The organism is Neobacillus massiliamazoniensis (assembly GCF_001048695.1).
Taxonomy (GTDB): Bacteria; Bacillota; Bacilli; order Bacillales; family Cytobacillaceae; genus Neobacillus; species Neobacillus massiliamazoniensis.
In genome coordinates, this window is sequence record NZ_CVRB01000008.1 from 74,693 (window position 1) to 80,692 (window position 6,000).

6 protein-coding genes and 1 other RNA gene are annotated in these 6,000 nt (G+C 41.9%); 6 read left to right on the forward strand and 1 reads right to left on the reverse strand.

Annotated features, from left to right (window positions below; all coding sequences use genetic code 11):
• Window positions 1–176 precede the first annotated feature (176 nt).
• Window positions 177–1,589 (reverse strand): LysM peptidoglycan-binding domain-containing protein, encoded by a 1,413-nt coding sequence (locus BN1082_RS26390; protein ID WP_090640372.1) that lies wholly within the window; start codon window positions 1,587–1,589, stop codon window positions 177–179.
• A 175-nt stretch (window positions 1,590–1,764) separates the two neighbouring features.
• On the opposite strand from BN1082_RS26390, the gene tadA reads away from it, so the two are divergent.
• The 6 genes from tadA to BN1082_RS26420 all read left to right on the forward strand — a co-directional run bounded on the left by tadA (window position 1,765) and on the right by BN1082_RS26420 (window position 5,748).
• The gene (gene tadA, locus BN1082_RS26395) at window positions 1,765–2,262 is read left to right on the forward strand and encodes a tRNA adenosine(34) deaminase TadA (protein WP_090640360.1); all 498 of its coding nucleotides are present in this window, start codon (window positions 1,765–1,767) and stop codon (window positions 2,260–2,262) included.
• Between the two features lie 108 nt (window positions 2,263–2,370).
• Window positions 2,371–2,635: signal recognition particle sRNA large type (gene ffs, locus BN1082_RS26400), an RNA gene on the forward strand.
• 162 nt (window positions 2,636–2,797) lie between these two features.
• Entirely contained in the window at window positions 2,798–4,480 is a 1,683-nt protein-coding gene (gene dnaX, locus BN1082_RS26405; protein ID WP_090640364.1) for a DNA polymerase III subunit gamma/tau, read from the forward strand.
• 20 nt (window positions 4,481–4,500) lie between these two features.
• On the forward strand, window positions 4,501–4,821 hold the full coding sequence (locus BN1082_RS26410) for a YbaB/EbfC family nucleoid-associated protein (RefSeq protein WP_176699962.1): 321 nt from the start codon (window positions 4,501–4,503) through the stop codon (window positions 4,819–4,821).
• A gap of 18 nt (window positions 4,822–4,839) precedes the next feature.
• Complete coding sequence (gene recR, locus BN1082_RS26415; protein WP_090640366.1) at window positions 4,840–5,436, forward strand: recombination mediator RecR; 597 nt, start codon at window positions 4,840–4,842, stop codon at window positions 5,434–5,436.
• Window positions 5,437–5,529: 93 nt separating this feature from the next.
• Entirely contained in the window at window positions 5,530–5,748 is a 219-nt protein-coding gene (locus tag BN1082_RS26420) for a YaaL family protein (RefSeq protein ID WP_090640369.1), read from the forward strand.
• Window positions 5,749–6,000: the final 252 nt, after the last annotated feature.

The following is a 6,000-nucleotide window of genomic DNA, read 5'->3' on the forward strand; positions in this document are numbered from 1 at the left end:
CTCCAGGCGCCCAGCGCCTTCCGCTTTTCTAAGACGCAAAGAATATTTTATCATACTCTATATCGGTAAGGGATATGGAAAATTTAGAAGATGTGAGTATTTTGTCAAATACATGAAAAAACTGCCGAAGAGGGGCAGTTTTTGTCGTAAGAATAGTAGTAGTGGTAACATTTGTTTTATCTTTTCCTTATGATAAAGTTATCTTCTAACAAGGTCCAATTTTGTGGGAATGGATATCCTAGCACCCAATAGCTTACGCCTCTCAAATTAAATTCCTTTATAAGATTAAATTTAGCTTGAGCACTGCGGGCATCTTCGAACCATACTTCATGCTGCTTCCCCTGACGATCGGTATACCTGAAAAATGGTGATTGGGCCGTTTCGTTGTACTGAATGACAGCATTATACTCAGTCGCTCTCCTAATAGCTTCCTGCATATCGAAGGTTTCTGCTTGTCGGCCTTGGACATGAGGGAGTACCCAATCCCTTGCATAAACCTGAAACCCCATCAAAATTTTATTTCTCGGAATGGCTGTGACGGCATATTCTAAAACTTTTCTAATCAAGTTGATAGGAGAAATGGCCTGTGGAGGGCCGAAACGGTAGCCCCATTCGTAAGTCATTAGGACAACAAAATCAAGGATACGGCCATGTGCAGGATAATCATGGGCCTCATATAGCAATCCTTTTTGATCCGCACTTGTTTTTGGCGCCAAAGAAGAGGATACAAAATAGCCGGCTGGATGCAGTAAATCAACTGCTTTTTGTAAAAAGCGGTTATAGTTTTCGCGGTCTTCAGGCGATACATTCTCAAAATCAATATTTAATCCTCTGTATCCCTTTGCCCTCATGGTTGAAAGAGTATTCGTTAAAATTCGGTCAGAAAGGGTAGGATTTGACAGGATGGTGTGCGCAAGAGTTGTACCTGCTTCAGTAGCTGAAAAATTCGTGATGGCCATCATTGGAACAACATGACCATTATGGGCAGCTTGAATGGTCGGTCCATCATCGAGCGGTTCAAGGGTACCGTCATTTTTCATTCGATAACCGAATGGACTCACAATGGTTAAGTCGTGAGCAACGTCTTTTACTTCACGCGCTCCTGCTTGACCAAAAACGGTTGTAAAGGCGTTCACGTCAATGGTTCGTTTCGGCGCTTCAGGAATTCTAAGGGTTCTTCCTACCGTAACTTGGGAAGGATTTGTTAAACCATTTGCTTGTAAAATGGCTTGTTCACTAACACCGAACCGTCGTGCGATAGAGGCAAGATTATCACCTGACCTTACTGTATAAGAAATTATAGGTATAATCAGACGCTGCCCCGGATAAATAGAGGTGGGACTAGTTAAATGGTTTAATTGCATCAGTTCTTGCACATTTGTCCCGTTCCTCCTTGCGATCGCGTCTAAAGTGTCTCCTGAACGGACTGTATAACGTAAATATGGCGACGGAATGATAAGGGCAAAACCTATCACTAATTGATTAGGATTTTCTAGTCCATTTGCTCTTACAATCGCATTTGTACTCACACCGTATTGCTGTGCAAGGCGATCAATCGTATCTCCGCTTTTTACAACATGTATAATCACCATCCATACCATACCTCACTTTCACTTATTCATCTTTATATATGTATTCTGAAAAAAATCAAACATACCCACCGCCAATAAGTAAACCATTAGCGTCATAATCATTACTTGTCCTTATGTCAGGACTGAAATAGGTTATAATGGACATGAATCGTAAATAAAGGCAGGTTTAAATATGGAATTAGAACTCAGTGAAGATGAATATTTTATGAAGGAAGCCATTAGGGAGGCAAAAAAGGCTGAGGAATTAAATGAGGTGCCAATTGGTGCCGTTATAGTCATTGATGGAAAAATTATTTCCCGGGCGCATAATTTACGGGAAAGTCAGCAAAATGCCGTCGCTCATGCTGAACTTCTTGCCATTGAGAAAGCCTGCCAAATCATGGGCTCATGGCGACTAGAAAACGCCACCCTTTACGTGACATTAGAGCCCTGTCCTATGTGTTCAGGTGCCATCCTATTATCGAGAGTAAGCAGGGTTGTTTATGGGGCGGCAGATCCCAAGGGTGGGTGTGCCGGTACGTTGATGAATCTATTGCAGGACGAGCGCTTCAACCATCAATCTGAGCTCACTGATGGGATATTAGAGAGTGAATGCAGTCAATTACTTTCTAATTTTTTCCGCGGGATACGTGAGCGAAAAAAATTAGAAAAAAAGCTAAAAACACAGTAGGTTGAGATTACAGAAATTGACAGTTGATAAAGATTGATTTTTTTCAGGAAAGTTAGTATACTGAAAAAGCGTCATATAAGACGTATCTACCATTTGGTATCAACTTTGCCGTGCTAGGTGGGGAGGTAGCGGTGCCCTGTACTCGCAATCCGCTCTAGCGAGGCTGAATCCCTTCCCGAGGCTGATGTCCTGTAGGGCCTGCCTTAAGTAAGTGGTGTTGACGCCTGGGTCCTGCGCAATGGGAATCCATGAACCATGTCAGGTCCGGAAGGAAGCAGCATTAAGTGGACGCTCCCATGTGCCGCAGGGTTGCCTGGGCCGAGCTAACTGCTTAAGTAACGCTTATGGGCGTCAGTCGAAGGAAGGTGCACGGCAGTTATTACATATTACTTAAATAAACTCATCTCTAACAAGAGGTGGGTTTTTTTATTTATCAAAATGGTCCAACTTCTGTTTTCTTTTTAATTCATTTTGGAAAATTGAAACGGTATAGAGTATAATAAATGAGATGAAAATTCGGAAGGGGGCTTTTGTTTTGGCATATCAAGCTTTATATCGTGTTTGGCGTCCGCAGAACTTTATTGATGTTGTAGGACAAGAACATGTAACCAAGACATTGCAGAACGCCCTGCTTCAGGAGAAAATATCACATGCCTATCTATTTTCCGGACCAAGAGGAACGGGAAAAACAAGTGCAGCGAAAATTTTAGCCAAAGCCGTAAATTGTGAGCATGCTCCAGTTTCAGAACCGTGCAATGAATGTGCGGCTTGCCAAGGGATAACAAACGGAACAATTTCTGATGTATTGGAATTTGATGCTGCATCTAATTCTCGAGTCGAAGAAATGCGAGATGTTCTTGATAAAGTGAAATTCGCCCCAACGGCAGTCAAGTATAAAGTCTATATCATCGATGAAGTGCATATGCTGTCCATTAGTGCTTTTAATGCTCTCTTAAAAACACTAGAAGAACCGCCTAAGCATGTGATCTTTATTTTAGCAACTACAGAACCTCATAAAATCCCGCTTACGATTATTTCTCGCTGTCAGCGTTTTGATTTTCGCCGCATTACAGCGGGGGCGATTGTGAATCGCATGAAGCTCATCGTTGAAGAAACAGGGGTCCTTTGTGATGAACGAGCACTCCAGCTTATTGCCCGTGCGGCCGATGGGGGTATGCGTGATGCGCTAAGCTTGCTGGATCAGGCAATTTCATTCAGCGGGGAACGCGTAACGGAGGAAGATGCGTTAACGGTAACAGGTTCAGTTTCACAGGGCTTTTTGTCCAAAATAGCGATAGCATTTCAGGAGAAAGATGTTGCGAGCGGATTAGAAGCGTTAGATGAGCTACTCTTTCATGGGAAAGACCCGGCAAGATTTATTGAGGATTTAATCCTATTTTACCGCGATATGCTGTTGCATAAAACGGCACCAAATCTTGAAGAGTCGCTCGAACGGGTGATGCTTGATGATGATTTTCGCCACATGGCTGAATCGATTGCAACTGACCAAATTTATCAGCTTATTGAGTTGTTAAATAAGACACAGCAGGAAATGCGCTGGACGAACAATCCAAGGATTTTCCTTGAGGTTGCCATTGTAAAACTATGTCAAATTGAACATCAACATGCCGAAAAGCTCCCTTCCGCGCAAGACTCTCAATTGATTGCCCGGATCGAACAGCTTGAGAATGAATTGGAACAACTAAAGGCGCATGGAGTAACGGTTACACAAGAGGCAGCTTCTTTACCGCAAAAGCCTGCTCATAGGCCGACAAGAAAAGGATTCCAGCCGGCAGTTGGAAAAATAAATGAAATTTTAAAAAATGCAACAAAGAATGATCTAAACCAAATTAAAGGCAAATGGGGCGATATGAGGGCAAGAATAATGAAGTCACATGCAGCCCTTTTGAATGAGGCAGAGCCAGTCGCTGCGTCATCCACTGCTTTTATTTTAAAATTTAAACATGAAATTCACTGCCAAATGGCCATGGATAAAAACAGCTTTCTGAATGAAGTCTCAAGTGTTTTATACGAATTAACAGGAAAGAAGCTCATCATTTTAGGTGTGCCGGAAGACCAGTGGCTAACAATTCGTGAAAACTTCTTAAGTAATCAGCATATAGATGATGAAGAAAACAGTGAAAGTATCCAAGAAGAACCTCATATTTCTGAGGCGAAAAATTTGTTTGGTGCTGAATTTGTTGAAATTATTGATTAACTAATTGGAGGTAGATGTACATGATGCGTGGTGGAATGGGTAATATGCAAAATATGATGAAGCAAATGCAAAAAATGCAAAAGCAAATGGGTGAAGCTCAAGAAAAATTAGGAGAGCAAAAGATTGAAGGTACAGCCGGCGGCGGTATGGTTACGATCACAATGACTGGCCATAAAGAAGTAGTTGAAGTGAAAATCAACCCTGAGGCTGTGGATCCCGATGATGTTGAAATGCTTCAGGATTTAGTTTTAGCTGCTACAAATGATGCTCTTAAAAAGGTAGAAGAACTTACAAACAATACCATGGGGCAATTTACAAAAGGATTAAATCTTCCTTTTTAAGAGGGGGAATAATAGATAATGCATTATCCTGAACCGATTTCGAAGCTGATCGACAGCTTTATGAAGTTGCCAGGTATCGGCCCGAAAACAGCCGCACGTCTGGCTTTTTTTGTCTTAAGTATGAAAGAAGATACCGTGCTTGATTTTGCTAAAGCATTGGTGAATGCAAAACGGAATTTAACATATTGCTCTGTTTGCGGTCATATAACGGATCAAGATCCTTGTTATATTTGTGAGGATGTGCGCAGGGATAAAACCATCATCTGTGTCGTTCAAGATCCGAAGGATGTCATAGCAATGGAAAAAATGAAGGAATACAACGGTTTGTATCATGTATTACATGGAGCCATTTCTCCTATGGATGGGATTGGCCCTGAGGATATTAACATCCCGGGTCTTCTAAAACGGCTTCAGGATGAAACTGTCCAGGAAGTAATCCTGGCGACAAACCCTAATATTGAAGGCGAAGCAACAGCCATGTATATTTCTCGATTGTTAAGGCCATCGGGAATTAAAACCACACGAATTGCCCATGGACTTCCGGTTGGCGGTGACCTTGAGTATGCAGACGAGGTGACCTTGTCTAAGGCGTTAGAGGGTAGAAGGGAATTATAAACACCCTTTCCGTCAGCGAGATTCATTGATAGAACAAAAAATGTAAACAAACAGATATTAAATCGCTGAACCTAATTACCGGAGGAATCGATCATGTTTTTTCGGCGTAACGGAAAGCTTCGAAAAGAGTTTGATGAAAGACTTATTACGAAGTTAAATGAATATAAAGAGGATTGGCACCGTCAAAAATTTCTTTTAGAAAAAAGCTTTGATCCTTCTGAAGAAGTAATTTGCCAAACCAAAATAGCAGAAATTAAGTATATTTTTTTGTTAAGAGAAGCAAAACAAAGGAATGTAACAATAAGATCATAAGCTTTATTAAGCTCCAGCTCTATGGTAAAGGGTTTTGACCTGACATAGACGCTGGAGCTTTGCTTTTTCTTGAGGTCTTTTTTTTCTAGCTTGTACATAGAATGATAGAAAAAATAAGGCTGTGTTAAACTTGCCTGTTGATTTGCGCTCAAGAAGCGAGCATCCGCGGGCGTTCCGGGGAGCCTCCTCGGCGCTTAAGCGCCTGTGGGGTCTCCCCTGCCCCGTACTCCCGCAGGACGTTGAACCAGCTTA

What these genes read in the sequence shown, in the direction of transcription:
- tadA (WP_090640360.1), top strand. Translation starts at nt 1,765, where the DNA reads ATGGAATTAGAACTCAGTGAAGATGAATATTTTATGAAGGAAGCCATT.
- BN1082_RS26410 (WP_176699962.1), top strand. Translation starts at nt 4,501, where the DNA reads ATGATGCGTGGTGGAATGGGTAATATGCAAAATATGATGAAGCAAATG.
- recR (WP_090640366.1), top strand. Translation starts at nt 4,840, where the DNA reads ATGCATTATCCTGAACCGATTTCGAAGCTGATCGACAGCTTTATGAAG.
- BN1082_RS26420 (WP_090640369.1), top strand. Translation starts at nt 5,530, where the DNA reads ATGTTTTTTCGGCGTAACGGAAAGCTTCGAAAAGAGTTTGATGAAAGA.